This window comes from Pseudomonas sp. (genome assembly GCF_037994325.1).
Taxonomy (GTDB): domain Bacteria; phylum Pseudomonadota; class Gammaproteobacteria; order Pseudomonadales; family Pseudomonadaceae; genus Aquipseudomonas.
Window position 1 is genome coordinate 1 of record NZ_JBBNAH010000488.1, and the last position, 16,866, is coordinate 16,866.

General features: G+C 59.8%; 16 protein-coding genes. 3 read left to right on the forward strand and 13 right to left on the reverse strand.

The genetic code is table 11. The features are described from left to right. Positions 1–183, forward strand: a 183-nt coding sequence (locus AAAB16_RS16595) for a DUF2867 domain-containing protein (RefSeq protein ID WP_340664312.1), incomplete at its 5' end; no start/stop codon positions are given. Positions 184–193: 10 nt separating this feature from the next. Continuing rightward, on the forward strand, positions 194–547 hold the full coding sequence (locus AAAB16_RS16600) for a VOC family protein (protein WP_340664313.1): 354 nt from the start codon (positions 194–196) through the stop codon (positions 545–547). On the opposite strand, the gene AAAB16_RS16605 is transcribed toward AAAB16_RS16600, so the two are convergent. The 3 genes from AAAB16_RS16605 to AAAB16_RS16615 form a co-directional block, all read right to left on the reverse strand. Beyond that, on the reverse strand, positions 548–868 hold the full coding sequence (locus AAAB16_RS16605; protein ID WP_340664314.1) for a helix-turn-helix domain-containing protein: 321 nt from the start codon (positions 866–868) through the stop codon (positions 548–550). Next, positions 865–1,209 carry a toxin gene (locus AAAB16_RS16610; RefSeq protein ID WP_340664315.1) on the reverse strand — a complete coding sequence of 115 codons (345 nt, stop codon included), beginning with the start codon at positions 1,207–1,209 and terminating at the stop codon, positions 865–867. The genes AAAB16_RS16605 and AAAB16_RS16610 overlap by 4 nt, the downstream gene beginning before the upstream one ends. A gap of 115 nt (positions 1,210–1,324) precedes the next feature. Continuing rightward, complete coding sequence (locus tag AAAB16_RS16615; RefSeq protein ID WP_340664316.1) at positions 1,325–2,551, reverse strand: NADH:flavin oxidoreductase/NADH oxidase family protein; 1,227 nt, start codon at positions 2,549–2,551, stop codon at positions 1,325–1,327. Positions 2,552–2,660: 109 nt separating this feature from the next. Here AAAB16_RS16615 and AAAB16_RS16620 point away from each other — a divergent pair, with 109 nt between their 5' ends. Then, a complete protein-coding gene (locus AAAB16_RS16620) occupies positions 2,661–3,092 on the forward strand; it encodes a MerR family DNA-binding protein (RefSeq protein ID WP_340664317.1) in 432 nt (143 codons plus the stop codon). A gap of 85 nt (positions 3,093–3,177) precedes the next feature. Here AAAB16_RS16620 and AAAB16_RS16625 read toward each other — a convergent pair whose 3' ends face one another. From AAAB16_RS16625 to cysM, 10 genes are all read right to left on the reverse strand, one after another. Then, entirely contained in the window at positions 3,178–5,061 is a 1,884-nt protein-coding gene (locus AAAB16_RS16625; protein ID WP_340664318.1) for a hypothetical protein, read from the reverse strand. 244 nt (positions 5,062–5,305) lie between these two features. After that, positions 5,306–6,385 (reverse strand): hypothetical protein, encoded by a 1,080-nt coding sequence (locus AAAB16_RS16630; protein WP_340664319.1) that lies wholly within the window; start codon positions 6,383–6,385, stop codon positions 5,306–5,308. A 41-nt stretch (positions 6,386–6,426) separates the two neighbouring features. Next, positions 6,427–7,383 (reverse strand): PDZ domain-containing protein, encoded by a 957-nt coding sequence (locus tag AAAB16_RS16635; protein ID WP_340664320.1) that lies wholly within the window; start codon positions 7,381–7,383, stop codon positions 6,427–6,429. Positions 7,384–7,478: 95 nt separating this feature from the next. Continuing rightward, complete coding sequence (locus AAAB16_RS16640; protein ID WP_340664321.1) at positions 7,479–7,901, reverse strand: DUF1810 domain-containing protein; 423 nt, start codon at positions 7,899–7,901, stop codon at positions 7,479–7,481. Positions 7,902–8,030: 129 nt separating this feature from the next. Next, a complete protein-coding gene (locus AAAB16_RS16645; protein ID WP_340664322.1) occupies positions 8,031–10,355 on the reverse strand; it encodes a M48 family metallopeptidase in 2,325 nt (774 codons plus the stop codon). 353 nt (positions 10,356–10,708) lie between these two features. Further along, positions 10,709–11,248: a DUF2058 domain-containing protein gene (locus tag AAAB16_RS16650; protein WP_340664323.1), complete on the reverse strand. Its 540-nt coding sequence runs from the start codon at positions 11,246–11,248 to the stop codon at positions 10,709–10,711. Between the two features lie 77 nt (positions 11,249–11,325). Continuing rightward, entirely contained in the window at positions 11,326–12,159 is an 834-nt protein-coding gene (mazG, locus tag AAAB16_RS16655) for a nucleoside triphosphate pyrophosphohydrolase (RefSeq protein WP_340664324.1), read from the reverse strand. A 50-nt stretch (positions 12,160–12,209) separates the two neighbouring features. Beyond that, complete coding sequence (gene relA, locus AAAB16_RS16660; RefSeq protein WP_110616519.1) at positions 12,210–14,453, reverse strand: GTP diphosphokinase; 2,244 nt, start codon at positions 14,451–14,453, stop codon at positions 12,210–12,212. A gap of 78 nt (positions 14,454–14,531) precedes the next feature. Further along, complete coding sequence (gene rlmD, locus AAAB16_RS16665; RefSeq protein ID WP_340664325.1) at positions 14,532–15,884, reverse strand: 23S rRNA (uracil(1939)-C(5))-methyltransferase RlmD; 1,353 nt, start codon at positions 15,882–15,884, stop codon at positions 14,532–14,534. Positions 15,885–15,886: 2 nt separating this feature from the next. Continuing rightward, on the reverse strand, positions 15,887–16,795 hold the full coding sequence (cysM, locus tag AAAB16_RS16670) for a cysteine synthase CysM (RefSeq protein ID WP_340664326.1): 909 nt from the start codon (positions 16,793–16,795) through the stop codon (positions 15,887–15,889). Between the last annotated feature and the right edge of the window lie 71 nt (positions 16,796–16,866).

Consider the following 16,866-nt stretch of genomic DNA (forward strand, 5'->3'; position numbering starts at 1 on the left):
GTATTTCTCTCCCTCAACCGCCTGCCCATCAACGCCGATGGCACCCGCACTTTGGTGTTATCCACCGTGGTGCATACGCACAATTGGTTGGGCACCCTCTATATGTTGCCCGTGGCGCCTTTTCATCGCCTGATTGCCCCGCTAACGTTGGCTAATGTCACGCGCGAGCGCACTCAACGATAAGGACAGCAGCATGGGTACTCGAGGCAACGATCGGCAGATCGACAATATCGAATTCAACGTCAGCAACATCCAACGCAGCAAAGCCTTCTACGGCACGGTATTCGGCTGGACCTTCACCGACTACGGCCCCACCTACTGCGAATTCACCGATGGCCGCTTAACCGGCGGTTTTACCTCCGGCGAAGAAGTGCGCGCGGGCGGGCCGTTGGTGATTTTGTATGCCGATGACCTGGCCGCGACCCAGCAGCGCGTAGAGGCCGCCGGCGCCACCATTAGCAAAGCGGTTTTTGCCTTTCCTGGCGGACGCCGGTTTCAGTTTTTTGATTTGGATGGGTATGAATTGGCGGTGTGGTCGGCGCAGTGATCAGGCAATTTGCGCTAGGTGCTTGGCCGTTTCTGGATAGGCATTCAATAGTCGAATAAGCACCGTGGCTTGCGGATTGGGCTTAGCGCGGTTCTGCTCCCAGTTCTTTACCGTGCTGGGTGTGGCGTGCAGGTGTTGAGCAAAAACCGGCTGGGACATATTGAGTTTTTTGCGCACGGCGATGATTTCCTCTGCCGTGGCCGGCGCCAGCGATTTGGCCTCAACCGTGTAGGTGCGCAGGGTGATCTTGCCTTCGCGCTCCTGCGCCAAGTCTCGAAAACCGTCGACAATCTCTGCAAAAATATCGCGCTTCTTGGTCATGGCCGCTTTCTCACTTTTATTTCAGATTCCAATAGGTGCTTTAACAATTTGCGCTGGTCATAGCTCAAGTCCTCCAATTCATCCTTGTCGTACAGGGTGAAGAGCCAAATTTGCCCTCCCGCCTGCCACCAGTAATAAATAATCCGCAGCCCTCCTCGCTTACCCTTACCACGCGTCCCGTCACTAAAACGAGCCTTGCGTAAGCCGCCGGTGTTGGCAATGACATCGCCCACCTCTGGGTGCAACAACAACACTTGCTGAACATCGACGAATGCCTGGTCGTCCAGATAGTGGCTGCGATGTTGGGAAAACATCCGCATTTCTACAAAGGTAGCATCCATAACTATGCGCAACTTACGTACATTTTTGGAGCGCGCATCGTGCCTGTCAAGCAGCGCAGATGAATAGCCTAAAACTGGATGCCCGGAATCAGGCTACATAAAAACGGGCGAGAACCTAATTAGCAGCCATCCAGCGCTTGTACTGCCGCGTGCGACTCAGCGTTTTTACCTGCTCCAGCACCAGCGCTTTCAACGGCGACACCCCAGGATTTGGCTGGCTGCCGCGGCTCAATTGGCGCAGTTGAAACTTCACCACGGCCATATAGGCCAGCGAGGCAAAGACCTTGTTCTTCCAGGTGATCGGCGCCAGCTCAGGGCTGTCGGTCTGGCCGGCCTGCCAGCGTTTCGGCAAGGCTGGCTCGATAGCCAAGGCGGTGGCGATACCGGCCATGGCCACACCACTGGCTAGCACTTTTTCAACCACCGGTAAGCGGCGAATGCCGCCGGTGACCATCAGCGGCATGCGCGCGGCCTTGGCGATGTCGCTGGCGAATTCAAGAAAGTAGGCCTCACGCGCCAACGTGCGGCCGTCACGCGCATCACCTTGCATGGCGGGCGCTTCATAACTGCCACCGGATAGCTCGACCAAATCCACTGGCAGTTCATTCAGCAGCTCCACCACCCGCAACGCATCCGCGCCGTCAAAACCACCGCGTTGGAAGTCCGCCGAGTTGAGCTTTACGGCTACGCAAAACTGCGGCGCCACCACGGCGCGCACGGCCTTGACCACTTCGGTCAGCACTCGCGCGCGGTTTTCCAGGCTGCCGCCCCAGCGGTCGGTGCGCTGGTTGGTCAATGGCGAAAGAAATTGGCTAAGCAAATAGCCATGCGCCGCATGAATCTGCACACCGGTAAAACCGGCCTGCTCCGCCAACTGCGCGGCGGTGGCGAAACGTTGGATCAGCTCAGCGATATCCGCCTCGCTCATGGGTTTGGGCTCGGCAAACATCTTCGACATACCGCCCAGCTGCAGCGATACCGCCGACGGCGCCACAGTCTGCTGGCCAAGGCTGGCCTGCATCTGCCGCCCTGGATGATTAAGCTGCATCCACACCTGAGCGCCGTGGCTGCGGCTGACGCGTGCCCACTGGCGAAACTTATCCAATTGCCGTGCATCTTCCAGCACTACGCCGCCGGGGCCGGTCATGGCGCGGCGATCGACCATCACGTTGCCGGTCAGAATCAGCCCCACACCGCCCTCCGCCCAGGCCTGATACAAACGCAGCAATTGAGCAGAAGGCCCCTGCTCGGCATCAGCAAGGTTTTCTTCCATCGCCGCTTTGGCGATACGGTTGGCAACGGTGCTGCCGTTAGGTAATTGCACAGGGGAAAAGGCAGTCATCTAGAGCTCCAAAGCGAAATACGGTTAGCAGATGAGGCGAGCCTAAGGTTAAAGTCACCTTTAAGGTCAATCCCCCCACTAAGCCAAGCGCGCCCAGCAGGAGCACCGCATGAAAATCGGCGAACTGGCCCAACGCACAAACATCGCCCCATCACGCATTCGCTTCTACGAAGCCAGCGGCCTGATTAGCGCGCAACGCCACGCCAACGGCTATCGCCACTACCCGCCCCACGCCGAACACACCCTGGCAATTATCCTCAACGCCCAGCGCGCAGGGTTCAGCCTGGAAGAAATCCGCCGGTTTCTGCCCGACAACAACCCACAAGGCTGGCAGCACGACGAAGTGCTCAGCACCCTGCAACGCAAAGTCGACGAGATCGACGCCATGCAACAACGCCTAGCGCAGAACAAAACACAGCTTCTGGAAATCATCGCCACTATCAAAAACAAGCCCGAAGGTATGGGCTGTGAAGGCAATGCTGAGCGGGTGTTGGCGCAGATGCGCGAGGGCAAATGTGAGCAAGCGGAGTCAGGCGGCTAGCTGCCTCCCCCCGCCAATTTGCCAGGTCGACGCGAGCGCAGGCACGTCGACAACGTACTCAGGTATCTAGCTATAAACGGCAGTGCTACTGCTCATCGCAATTCGCATTGCCGCAGCCCTGAACGCACTGCTGATTCGCCGCGCTCATGTGCTCAACGTCGTTGCAGGCGTACACCGCAAACCAATTCTGCTTGGCTGCTCGGCACGCCTCGGTTTTATAGGGCACGGTAACGCTTTGCTCGGGCTCTTCGGCAGAACAGCGGTACTTGGCAACCATGGTTTTCATGCCGCCATCGGCGGCTACTTTGGCAACGATGTCGTCGAGTTTCTGACTGCGTTCAGCGTGGCCAGCCGTGCTGCCCATGCCGGCGATATTTTTCAGGGTGGCGGTGGAAGCATCGGTGCCGGCGCTGCTGGCTACGGCGGAGCTTCCTTTGAGCACGCTGCTGTTGCCCAAGGTAGCGCCGCTTAGGGTCGACAACACTGGCTGCACACTCCCGGCGCTGCTTTGCACGCCGAGGTTACGTTGAGCGGTGGCGATGCCGCCGGCTTTACCGTCGGTAAGGATATCGGCAGCCATGCCGGTAATCATTTGGTTGCGAATCGCGCTATCAACGCCGGACACCGAGCTGACGGCGCCAGCGCCAATACCAATGGCCATGACCTTGCCGAATAGGTCACCGCTGTCGTCTTCGGCAGCGGCCTCAGCCTGTGCTTGGCGGCGCGCGGCAGCTTGCTGCTGTGCGTGTTGCTCGGCTTTTTGCTGCTGACTGGCGGCGATTTCACTGCGCAGTCGCTCGTTTTCCACGCGGGTTTTATACAACGCGTCCACCCGCTCGCCGTTGATAAATTCGCAACGTTCCGGGCTACCGCTGACGGTGCAAATACCGTTGCCATTGGGGGCGAAGCCGCTCATTTCACCTTCATAAGCAAGCGCGTCATTAACGCTTACTCGCCCCTTGCTAAAGCCCAAGCCACCATTGCTGGCAACCATGGTGCCGCGTATTTGCAGGCCGGAGTCGAGCCGTGACCAAGTGACCGTGCCGCTGGGCACGCCTTTTTTAAAGGTCCCAGTGATACGTTCCATGGCATTGGCATCGTAGGCCTCGACCTCGCCGGACCAGCTGTTTTGCTCACAGCGGCCACTGAGCAAACGCCAGCCAGGAAAACCGCACGCTTTGGCGTCGGCCAACTGGCCGCCGGCGCTAAACCGCTGACCCAACTTGCCGTTGCTAGCCATGGCCTGAGAAACCTGGCCGTTAGCGGCGGTAACCCGCACCAGGCCGTCCTCCAGGTGGCCGGCGTCAAAGTTGCCTTCCACCTGTTCACCATTGGCAAAGCGCATCACACCGGGGCCATTGGCCAAGGTGAAATTGGTAATGCCGCCGCCGGTGAACTGCATATAGGTGGGGTACACATTCAGCTCATCCACCCAATGCTTGTACTCGTCCTGCTTAATGGACAGGTGTTTCGAGGTTGTCGGCAGATTACAGACGCCGGTCCAGGTATTACCCTGCGGGTCGCCCAAGGTGCACGGCCCCGAAGTCATAAACACACCGGACGCTTGGGTAATACTTTGGAACGTCTCGCCTTTCACGCTCCAACCGGCCGGCGAAATATAGGTGCCTTTGGTGCCCGGCATACAGCCCATACCGCCCATCAGCGAAGACACAATGACGCCGCGGAAAATCACCGTGCCATTGGTGCGGTAGATCTCGCCCTCGCCGTAACCGCCAAGCGAGCCGGGCGCATTGCTGAACTGACCTTTACAGGTAGCGGTCACTTGCCCGGCCGCATCAAAGTCGCGGCCGCTGCCAGCACCATTGGGAAGGCTATTTTTCCATTCGCCTGAGTATTCAAAGGCGCTGGTGGTGGTCTGAAATCGGTGGGTGGCCACACCATCGGGGATATTGTTGGGCACCTGCGCCATCTGGTACTGAGCGCAGCCGCTAAGCAGCAGGCACAACACTGTCAGACTGCTAATACACGGGGTAGCAGCGGAAGATGAACGAGCAGGCAAGCGCATAGGAAGGTCCGTCCCTGGTGATGTTGGCAGATACCCCGTCACGAGCGCCCCTCTCCAAGCGCGTCGCGTCAACAGCATCCATTTGGTAAAGCAGATAATAGCCAGCGGCCAAGTGATTGCAGAGTGCCATACACCCGCATATCCCCTCAAGCCCAATAACCGCGCAGCTTTCAAGCAGTGGGATGGGCTATTGCCCCTCGTCGCAATTGACGTTGCCGCACCCCTGGCGGCATTGCTCATTGGCCGCGCTCATGCTCGCCACCTCGTTGCAGGCGTACACCGCAAACCAGTTCTGTTTGGCCGCTCGGCATGCCTCGGTCTTGTACGGCACGGTGACGCTTTGCAGTGGCTCTTCGGCAGAGCATCGGTAGCTGGCAACCATGGTTTTCATGCCGCCATCGGCGGCGACCTTGGCGACTATCTGGTCCAATTGCTGGCCGCGCGTAGCACGGGCGTTATCAGTGGCAGCGTTAATGCCGGCCATGTTCTGCAGCGAGGTGGCGGACGCGTCCGCAGGTCTGGTGGCTACGGCAGCACTACCGACGTTGCTGGTGCTGCTGCGCAAGGCTTGAGTGGCCGGTGCCAGGGCTGCGACATTGCCGGCGCTCTGCGCCTGGTTGGCGTAGAGGGCGGTAGCCGTCCCCGCTACGGCGGCGACCGCACTGAGATTTTCGGCGGTAAACAGGCTGTTCTTTTTTGACTCAGCCTCCTCGCGCCGAATATCCGCAGCCCATTTCTCGACAAAAGCGTCGTTGCTGCCGTTCCATGACTTGAACTGGGCGGCGATAGCCTCTGGGCTATCCGAGCCCCGCAACGAGCCGCCGCCATGAGCGCGCAACTTGGCGACAGTGGCCATAAAAATGGGCGTTTTCGAGGGCTTGGTTCTGGGCCCTATATAGGGATTAAGGGTTTTCTGAAATTCGTACGCTTGATCGACCGCAAAATCCAAAGCGGTATAGCCACTGTAACTGTTGCCCCTGCCACAGGGCTGGTTAACGTCGGCGCCGTTGGCCAACAGGTAGTCAATGCTGTTAATGGCCGTGGGCGAAAAGTTAAAGGCCATCAGGCACAGCGGGGTCAAATAACCACCGGCGGTATCCAACAACAGGTAGTCATTAACGCCCACCTGGCGAGTAACCAGCGACTGCTGAAGCGGCTCGGGGTTGTAGTTAACAAACGCCTCCATCGCCGGGGTCGAACAGCCTTGCAAGCCCAGGCATAGCGGCCCAACGGCTAAAACAGGTAACAACCGCGCACGTAGGTTCATAACCATTTCCTAAGGTAAAACGGTGAACAGCAGCAACGCCGTTACTTCAACACCAGGCTCAGTTCTTTCTTCGCCCGGTAACGCCACACCGTGAGCGTCGCCTTATAGCCTGGGCGCATGCGTTCAACGATGGCGCTCAACTGGGCAACGGAGCCCACCTCCTGGCCAGCCACATCCAGAATGACGTCCAGGGCCTTGAAGCCAGCCTTTTCTCCGAGGCTGCCTTTGTCCAGGCCGACTACCCGCAAGCCCGCGGCTTGTGGCAGACCGACTGCCGTCGCGACCGGACCGCTGACCATTTCCAGCGTCATACCTTGCAGTGAAGTGGCTGGGCTGATGGCGCTGGGGCGCGGAGCAGAAGCAGTAGCTGGCGCACTTATGGGCACACTGGCTACGGCTGTACCCGGCAGCGGCGGGCCAACTTCGGCGTACAGTTCCAGCCACTGCGGCGCGCGCCAGATTTTCAGTTTTACTTGAGTGCCAACGGGCGTTCGCCCCACCAGGGTTCTGAGGGTAATAACGCCCTCCACCGGCACATCGTTAAGCGCCACGATCACATCGCGAGCCAACACACCTGCGCGCTCGCCGGTGCTGCCGGGAGCAGCCGAGTTGACCCATACGCCGGACGTGGGGGTGTTCAAGCGAGCAGACTTTCCTGGGTCGATATCGTCGATGGAAAGCCCCAGGCGGCCGCCGGAAAGCAACGTGGTGGTCGGGCAGCTTTTTTCCATCCGCACCAGGCCCACCGCAACCTTGCGCGCACTGCCCAATTGCTTGGCTTCGGGCAACGTACCGGCAAGGAATTCGTCGGCGGTTTTTGCCGCGACCTCTAAATAGTCACAGGGGAATGCGCGGTAGTGGGCGGCAGTTTCGTTGGGCAGTTGGCGGGCGACGTAGATCTCGGTTTCGCTGGTCGCGAAGGCCGCTGGCGCGAACCCGGCTTGAACCAATAGCGCCAGAAGAAAGCCGGTTGTGCTGATAGTGGCGAGTCCGTTCACGGGTAGTCCTGGGCGCAAATTGGCAATGCGCCATCATGGCAAATCCCACCCGGATTAACACCTATCTCACGTTGCTCAGCACGTAGACTTCCGTACTAACCCACCCGCGCCAGCGTCAGCGGGTCCGCGTGCCCATCGAAGAATTGCTCCAGCACTTGCGAAAATAAGCCCGGCTCATGGCTAAGGGTGGCAAACAAGGTCATGCACGAGCACAGTTTCATATCATCGGGACTGCCGAAAATGTCCCGCGCGCTGCGTTGGCCCCAGGCCAGAATGGCGTCGGTGCAAACCCGCAAACGGGGGCCTAATACCGGGTGAGTCAGGTAGGCATTGGCTTCGTCCAGCCCGGAAATGCCATAGCGCTGGGCGGTGTCGCTATGGCCCAGCCCCTTGAGCTGGGGAAAGATAAACCACATCCAATGGCTTTGTTTCCTGCCCGCTTGTAGCTCGGCAAGGGCTTGCTCATAGGTTGTGGCTTGGGCATCGACAAAGCGTTGCAGGTTGTATTTATCGGCCATTGATAGAGGCTCCCAAATTGACGATCTGGGAGCTATGACAGGCCTTTTGCCAGCACGTGCAGATTATTGCATCCACAAGCTGACGAACGCCGCCGAAACGCTCTACAGGTCCCGGCGTACACGGGTTGTTTAAAACCACAGCTCCAGCGTGGCGCTCAGCAGCAAAGCAGCGCCGACAATGCAGCCGGCGACCAGTAAGCGCGACAACGCTGGGAAAAAGCCGTCGGCCACTTGGAAGCGGTCCCACAAACCCAGGCGTTTTTGCAGTTGCCGTTCGCTACCTGGCAGCAAGGTTTCGAACGGCTGCGGCACGTTGGAAGGCTCCGGGGCCGGCTCAGCGGCTTGGTCGTTGTGTAGCCAGTCGGCGACCTTCGCTTCCCCCACCAGCAAGCGCGTCAGGGTCACTTGGCGCAGGTGACCAAGGGCGTTGGCCAGCGCATTGCCCCAACCGTCGATTACGTTCATCCAGTCGTTGATATTGTTTTTGTCCGGCGGCGGCAGGGTGAACTCACCAACGGCCTCCTGCCAACTCTCAATCCCCATTTCACTGAGCAAATCGGCGCTGAGCTGTACCTGCGGCGCCTGACGATAGATACCACCCAGCACGCGGTGCAGTTCGTTGCCGGCGCTGATCACGCGCTTGAGTTCGCGGCTGCTGACCTTGCCGTCGGCCGTTACCACAGCCACGACGTTGGCAAGAAAGCCCTGGGCATCGCGGATGCTGGCCTGGCTGTGGTCGGCGTAATGCAGCAAGGCCAAGGTCGAAGCCAGATGCGCTTCCCAGCCGTTCTGCACGGTGGCGGCGGCAGACAAATGGGCGCTGCGGCACAGGCGGTCATGTTCGATGATCTGAACTTGCGCGGCTTCGCATTCTTCCCGCATGGCGGCAATGGCAGCGGGCAGTTCACGGGGTTGCAAGGTGCGCTCGCGATGCCGAATCACTCCGCCCGGCGCTTTGTAGGTGCCGTCGCGCAGCGCTTCAAGCAGAGACTTTTCCCGCTCCAAGCTGCGCAGGTTCTCCAATTGATCGTGCAGACTTTCCGGGTACAGCTGGGCCAGGTACGACGGCCCAATGCCGCGACCGACAACATACAAATCATTCACCGTGGCCGCATGACGAACCACCGAGCGGCCCAAGTAGACGCCGCGATAACGGCCTTTAAAGACTTCCTGGGCGTACTGCTGGTCGAGGGCTTGCAGCGACTCATCAAGCGCCACCGCTTCGCGCGCCTCTTCCAAGCGCAGCACGCGCTGGGTCACGGCCTCACGCAGCGTTTGCGGCTGGGCAAAGACGCTCCAGGCGCTGCGCGAGTCCAGGGTTGCCGGCACGTACAGGCGTTTGGCATTGGCTTCACGCTCATGGTTAAGCGGATGGGTCGCCCACATACGCGGCGGCTGGGCAAATTCACTCTGGAAAATCCGATGGCTCTCGCGCGCCTGTTCCGGCAACGCCGGCACTTCGCCGTAGCCGGGGTCATTCAACACCTGGCGCAAATGCTCAAGCACGCGGCTTTGCACCGCGAACAAATCGCGCACCACACGCCCTTCGTGTAGCTCGCCGTAACCAAAGTTAATCGCGCGATCCCACGCATCATCAGCGGCCTGCAGTTTTTGCAGGGCATGCACCAGAGCATCGCTGCCGGTCAGGGAAACGGCGACCAAGTCGGCCTGAAACTCCATCTCGCGGGACAGCGCGCGCTGGGCCATCAGCACCAGGTTAAAAGCCGTTTCCAGCAGCGAGCGGATCGACCAGACGATCAACGTCAGCAACCAGCCCAACCAGGCGATGCGCAGGTCAACCCGCGACAGCATGCGTAAAAACTTATCCAAGGCATCGCGCTTGGCGACGATATGCGCGGCGATCTGCTGGGCCACATACACCCAACGGCCGACCGCCATGGTCTTCTGTCCGAAGTGCCCAAACTCGTGGGCAAGCACCGCCTTGAGCTCGCTCAAGGTCAGCACGTTCACCAGACCCAGGCCGATAATCAGATTTTTCTTCGAGGGAAACAGCAGGTTCAGCAGCGACAAGTCGTAGAACACGGCGGCGTTGACATCGGCGCTGAGGAACACCCGATGCGGTCGTGGCGCGCGGGCCTGGTCGGCCAATTGGTGAAGAAACTCAAACAACTGCGGCTCTTGCGCGGCGGTAATTTCCAGCTCCTGCACATCGCCGCCCTTTTTGAAGAAGAACAGCGCCTTGATCATAAACAGCGCAAGAAAACCGGCGCTCAGGCCAACGATCCAGCACGGCACCGCATGCTGGGGATCGACCAGGGCCATATTGATTGAGTGATAGCTGCTCCAGGCAAAGCAAGCGGCCATGGAGAAATACAGAAAGATAAAGAAGCCCAATCCGCTCATGGCCAGCAGGGCTTGGCGACGGTAACTGGCGCTGGGTTGGCTGAGATTCGCCGGGACTTGTAGCGGGTTGGGTGGATAGATGGAATCCATGGCACGTCCTTGTCGTGGTTAGAGCACCGTGCGCGCTAAACGGCACACGGCGGGAACTCTAGCCAAAGGCGCGGGGTTAGCCAAGAACGGATTACCGTCGGCACAGGCACAAACGCAGCTTCGTGGAGTACTGCACACCTGGGTCCCCGCCTGCGCGGGGAAGACGGTGATGGCCTTACAAACCTCCGTCATTCCCGCGTACGTAGGAATCAGGCACAAACGCACATTGGTCGAGGACTGCGCACCTGGGTCCCCGCCTGCGCGGGGAAGACGGTGACGGCCTTACAAACCTCCGTCATTCCCGCGTAGGCGGGAATCCAGAGGCGCGCAGTTGCGGACGTTAGTAGCGCAACTCACCACATCAAATCATCCGGAATCTTGTACGCCGCGTATGGATCGTTAGCGTCGTCTTCTTCGGTCTGCACGTTGAGTTGCACCACGCGCCGAGGGTCGCGTTCCTGGATTTTCAACGCGGCTTCGCGGGGGATGATTTCGTAACCGCCGCCATGTTGCACGATGGCCAACGAGCCGCTGCTGAGCTTGTTACGCATCAGGGCGTTAACGGAGATGCGCTTGACCTTTTTGTCGTCGACAAAGTTGTAGTAATCCTCGGTGGTCAGCTTGGGCAAACGGCTCTGCTCAATCAGCTGTTTCACCTGCGCAGCCTCAGCTTTCTTCTGCGCTTTTTCCTGTTGCTGGCGATTGAGTTCCTGGTCGCGGGCGATTTTCTCGGCCTTGGCTTCCAGGGCAATGCGCTGCTGGGTGTCGTCCACTGCCACCTGGCCTTTATGCTCCAGGCGCTTTTGTTTCTGCTTTTCCTTGCCGACCTGTTTGGCCTGCTTTTCGTTGACCAGGCCGGCTTTCAGCAACTGATCACGCAATGACATGCTCATCTGACGACTCTCTCAAGGGCACCGTAAAAAACGCCGTTATTCTTCCACACGCTGGGGGATTAAACCTACCGCCGCGCTTAGCCGCAACTGGGCGCCGTGCGCTCTTCGCGTTTGGCCTGGGCCCAGATGCTGTCCAACTCTTCCAGGCTACAGGCCTGCATATCGCGGCCCTGCTCGCGCAGCACCTGTTCAATAAAGCGAAAACGCCGTTCGAACTTGGCGTTGGCAGCGCGCAGCGCGGTTTCCGGGTCGGCCTTTAAATGCCGCGCCAGGTTCACCACGACAAAGAGCAAATCGCCGATTTCTTCGGCCATGGCCTCCTCGTCATTGGCGCTCATCGCCTCCAACACTTCATCCAGTTCTTCGCGAACTTTATCCACAACCGGCAGCGCTTCGGGCCAATCAAAGCCAACCTGGGCGGCGCGTTTTTGCAGCTTGGCCGCGCGGGACAACGCCGGCAAGGTAGTCGGCACATCGTCCAGCAGCGACAGCTGTTCAGGCGCTGCGGCTTTCTCGGCGCGCTCCTGGGCTTTGATTTCTTCCCAGCGCTGCTTCACCGCGGCTTCGCTCAAGCGCGCCATATCCGGCGCGCCGTACAGATCGCCATCAGGGAATACATGGGGATGACGGCGCAGTAATTTAGTGGTGATGGCGTCCACCACCGTGGCGAATTCAAAGCGCCCTTCTTCCTGGGCTAATTGGCTGTAGTAGACGACCTGAAACAATAGGTCGCCCAACTCGCCGGGCAGATGATCGAAGTCGCCACGCTCGATGGCGTCGGCCACTTCGTAGGCTTCTTCAATGGTGTGCGGCACGATGGTCGCGTAGTTCTGCTGCAAGTCCCACGGGCAGCCGTATTGCGGGTCACGCAGGCGGGCCATCAGGTGCAGAAGGTCGTTGAGTTGGTACATAAGGAAGTCCCTGTCGGGTGCGCCGGTCGGCGTGGACCGGCGCACCGTACTTACGAGGTTCTGTGGCGGCGAACTTCGATGATATTGGGAAGTTGTGAGATGCGACCAAGCAACCGCCCCAATGCTTCCAAACCGGGAATCTCGATGGTCAGCGACATGGCGGCGGTGTTGTCTTCCTTGTTGGAACGGGTGTTGACCGCCAGCACGTTGATCTTCTCGTTCAGCAACATCTGTGAAACGTCACGCAGCAGACCGGAGCGGTCGTAGGCGCGGATGATGATGTCCACGGGATAGGTCTGCACCGGCACCGGGCCCCAACTCACTTGGATAATGCGCTCAGGTTCGCGGCCGCCCAGTTGCAGCACCGAGGCGCAGTCTTGACGGTGAATGCTGACACCACGCCCCAGGGTGATATAGCCAACAATGGCATCGCCCGGCAGCGGTTGGCAGCAACCCGCCATTTGCGTGAGCAAGTTACCCACACCTTGAATCTGAATATCGCCGCGTTTGCCCGGTTTAAAGCTGCTGTGCCGGCGCGGAATCAGTTCCAGTTGCTCGTTGCCGCGCTCCGGTTCAACCAGTTGCTGCGCCGCATTTACCACCTGCGCTATACGCAGGTCGCCAGCGCCCAGGGAGGCGAACAGGTCTTCAGCGGTGCGCAGGTTGGCCTTTTCCGCCAGTTTCTCGAAGTCCACCGACGGCAAGGCCAGGCGTGCCAGTTCGCGCTCCAGCAAGGTGCGGCCAGCGGCGACGTTTTGGTCGCGGTCTTGCAGCTTGAACCAGTGCACGATCTTGGCCCGCGCCCGCGAGGTGGTGACGTAGCCCAGGTTGCTGTTCAGCCAGTCCCGGCTCGGCACGCCGTGCTTGCTGGTGATGATTTCCACCTGCTCGCCGGTTTGCAGGCTGTAGTTGAGCGGCACGATACGGCCGTTGATCTTGGCGCCGCGGCAGTTATGGCCGATTTCGGTGTGCACGCGGTAGGCAAAGTCCAGCGGCGTCGCGCCCTTAGGCAGGTCGATAGCGTGGCCGTCGGGGGTGAACACGTAGACGCGGTCGGGCTCGATATCCACGCGCAGTTGTTCGGCCAGGCCGCCGATATCGCCCAGCTCTTCGTGCCACTCCAGCACTTGGCGCAGCCAGGAGATTTTCTCTTCGTAGTGGTTGGAGCCGGACTTAACGTCGGTGCCTTTGTATTTCCAGTGCGCACAAACGCCCAGCTCCGCCTCTTCGTGCATGGCGTGGGTGCGAATCTGCACTTCCAACACCTTGCCTTCCGGGCCGATTACCGCAGTGTGCAGCGAGCGGTAGCCGTTTTCCTTGGGGTTGGCGATATAGTCGTCAAACTCCTTGGGAATATGCCGCCACAAGGTGTGGACGATGCCGAGTGCGGTGTAGCAATCGCGCATTTCCGGCACCAGCACGCGCAAGGCACGCACGTCGTAGATCTGGCTAAAGGCCAAACCCTTGCGCTGCATTTTGCGCCAGATGGAATAGATGTGTTTGGCCCGACCGCTGATGTCGGCCTGCACGCCGGTGGCGGCCAGCTCGTCTTTAAGTTGCACCATCACGTCGGTGATAAAGCGCTCACGGTCTAGCCGGCGCTCGTGCAGCAACGAGGCGATTTGCTTGTATTGCTCCGGCTCCAGGTAGCGGAAGGACAGGTCTTCCAGCTCCCATTTGATATGGCCGATACCCAGGCGGTGGGCCAGCGGCGCGTAGATATCAAATACTTCGCGGGCCACGCGTTGGCGTTTTTCGTCGTCGCCGTTCTTGATCGCGCGAATGGCACAGGTACGTTCGGCCAGCTTGATCAGCGGCACGCGCACGTCATCAACCATGGCCACCAGCATTTTGCGCAGGTTATCCACCTGCGCCTGGCTGCCCAGCACAAGCGATTCACGGGAGTTCAGGCTGGCGCTGATGGCGGCCATGCGCAGCACGCCTTCAATCAGCTTGGCCACCGTAGCGCCGCAACGTTGCTGCACGGTGGCCAGGGGAATTTTGCCCTCACGCACGCCGCGATAAACAACGGCGGCCACCAGGGAGTCCTGATCGAGTTTGAGGTCAGCGAGAATTTCGGCAATTTCCAGGCCCGTGCGAAAGCTGGAGGTGCCTTCGGTCCACAGGTTCTGCGCAGCGTTGGCTTGCTGCTCGGCTTCGCGGGCGAATTCGCACGCCGCTTTGAGGGCCTCACGATCCAGCGCCGGGTCGACGCTCAACACATGATCGAGCCAGGCCTCTAGGTTGATGCTGCCATCCGTGTTGATCGGTTGCTGCGCTCTAACCTGTACCATCGTTTACCTTCCCTACGACGCGCAGTCCACACGCCGAATATCGCCAGCCTCTGCGGGCCAGTCGGTTACGCGAACATCCTAGTCCGCCACAAATAACGCCATCGCCTCAACATGTGCCGTTTGCGGAAACATATCGAGGATTCCGGCACGTTTTAGCCGGTAACCCTGTTGCACCAGCACGGCCGTATCACGGGCCAAGGTGGCGGGGTTGCAAGACACGTACAACACGCGCTTGGCACCCAGTTTTGCCAGCCGCTCAACGGCCTGCAAAGCGCCGTCACGCGGGGGGTCTAGCAGTACCGCAGAAAAACCTTGAGCCGCCCAGGGCGCGTCGGCAAGCGAGTTCGACAAGTCGGCCTGGAAAAAGTGCGCGTTAGGCAGACCATTGGCAACGGCGTTTTGCGCCGCCCGCTGCACCATCACTTGCACCCCTTCCACCGCCACCACTTCGTGCACCTGGCGCGCCAGTGGCAAGGTGAAATTACCCAAGCCACAAAACAGATCCAGCACCCGCTCATGGGCCTGCGGTGCTAACCAGTCTAGCGCCTGGGCGATCATCGCCTCGTTTACCGGCGCATTGACTTGAACAAAATCACCGGGGCGATAGGCTAGCTGCAAATCCCACTGTTCCAACCGGTACCCCAGTACCTGGGTGGTATCAAAAGGTTGCGGCTCGCCCTCACCGTGTAACCACAACTGCGCGTTGTGCTCAGCGCAAAAGGCCTGCAACAACGCCACATCAGCCTCTGGTAACGGCGCGGTATGGCGCACCAAAACGGCGCTGGCCGTACCGTTGAACAATTCCACATGGCCCAAAGCCTGGGGTTTGGACAAGCGTCGCAACAGCTGCGGTAACACCTGCAGGATCAACTGCAAGGGCTGTACCAGCACCAGGCATTCGTTGATGGCGACGATGTCTTGGCTGGCGGCGGCGCGAAAGCCCACGTCCAAACGTTTGGCTTTGGCATCCCAACGCACGGCAATGCGCGCACGGCGGCGATAGCCGAACTCAGGGCCGACCAAAGGCGGCGCCCATTCCTCGGGCTGCAAGCCGGCGATACGGCTGAGCTGCTCGCTCAACTGTTGCTGTTTAAGCACTAACTGTTGCTCATGGGGCAGGTGTTGCAGGCTGCAACCACCGCACACCGAGGCATGCACGCACGGCGCCGGACGACGCGTAGAGGCGGCGACAAGAATGCGTTCAGCACGGGCATCGACGATTTGGCTACGCGCACCCAGCACGCGCGCCTCCACCTGCTCGCCCGGCAAGGCGCCGGCAACAAACCAGGTACGTCCTTCAAAAAAGCTGATACCACGGCCGTCGTTGGCCAGCCGCTCAATGCTTAAGCGCTGTTTTTTGCCGACCGGAATCTGTACCGCACGTGTGCCGCCGCTGGGTTGAAAGCGCAGCTCACCGGTTTTTTTAGCCATGGTTATGCCGGGTCATCGTAAACACCGGTGGACAGGTAACGGTCGCCACGGTCGCAGATAATCGAGACGATGACCGCGTTCTCCACTTCCTGGGACAACCGCAACGCCGCCGCCACGGAACCGCCCGAAGACACGCCGCAGAAAATGCCTTCTTCACGGGCCAGACGGCGCATGGTGTCTTCGGCCTCGCGTTGGGCCATATCGACAATACGGTCGACGCGCTCAGCCTGATAAATCTTCGGCAGGTACTCCTGCGGCCAGCGGCGGATACCGGGAATCGCCGAGCCTTCCATCGGTTGCAGACCGATGATCTGAATCGCCGGGTTCTGCTCCTTGAGGTAGCGCGAGGTCCCCATGATGGTGCCGGTGGTACCCATGGAGCTGACGAAATGGGTAATGGTGCCCTGGGTTTGGCGCCACAATTCCGGGCCGGTGCCGGTGTAGTGCGCAATAGGGTTATCGCCGTTGGCAAACTGGTCAAGGACGATGCCTTTGCCTTCGGCTTGCATGCGCTCAGCCAGATCGCGGGCGCCTTCCATGCCCTCGTCCTTGCTGACAATGATCAGCTCGGCGCCATAAGCCGTCATGGCCGCCTTACGTTCGGCGCTCATATTGTCCGGCATGATCAAAATCATCCGGTAGCCCTTGATGGCCGCCACCATTGCCAGGGCGATACCGGTGTTGCCGGAGGTGGCCTCAATCAGCGTGTCACCGGGTTTCACCGCGCCGCTGAGTTCAGCGCGGGTAATCATCGACAACGCCGGGCGGTCTTTCACCGAGCCGGCCGGGTTATTGCCTTCCAACTTCACCAACAGCGTATTACTGGTGTTACCCGGCAGGCGCTGCAAGCGCACCAGAGGGGTCTCGCCGACGGTGTCAGCAATCGTTGGGTAGGTAATAGATGTAGTCATGAAAACAATCCGATCCGATCCAGCGGGGGCGACATGATAGCGAGAAAACAGCGATACGGCCTCCCGAAGTT